This window comes from Frankia sp. Mgl5, from assembly GCF_023242985.1.
GTDB classification, from domain to species: domain Bacteria; phylum Actinomycetota; class Actinomycetes; order Frankiales; family Frankiaceae; genus Parafrankia; species Parafrankia soli.
In genome coordinates, this window is the sequence record NZ_JALKFY010000014.1 from 1 (window position 1) to 317 (window position 317).

The window sequence follows — 317 nt, forward strand, 5'->3', positions numbered from 1 at the left end:
GTCAAGGAAGGGGTCTCCGCTTACCCACAGGAAGTAACGGCGCAAATGATGCTGAATTTCAGCAATGGGGGTGCAGCGATCAATGTCTTCGCGAGGCAAATCGGTGCTATGTTGCAGGTGGTGGATGTCGGCGTGGCCACCGATATTGCCCTGCCGGGAGTGATCAGTCGGAAGGTGAGATACGGCACAGCCAACTTCCTGCAGCAGGATGCTATGAGTCCCGGGGAAGCCGTGCAGTGTGTGAAAGCGGGGATGGAATCGGCCTGTCAGATGATCGAACAAGGCGCCAAGCTTCTGATTATTGGAGAAATGGGAAT

At 55.2% G+C, this 317-nt stretch carries 1 protein-coding gene; it reads left to right on the top strand.

The genetic code is table 11. From position 1 onward, the window contains the following. The coding region (locus MXD62_RS08140) for a nicotinate-nucleotide--dimethylbenzimidazole phosphoribosyltransferase (protein ID WP_248828793.1) at window positions 1–317 on the top strand (317 nt) is incomplete at both ends.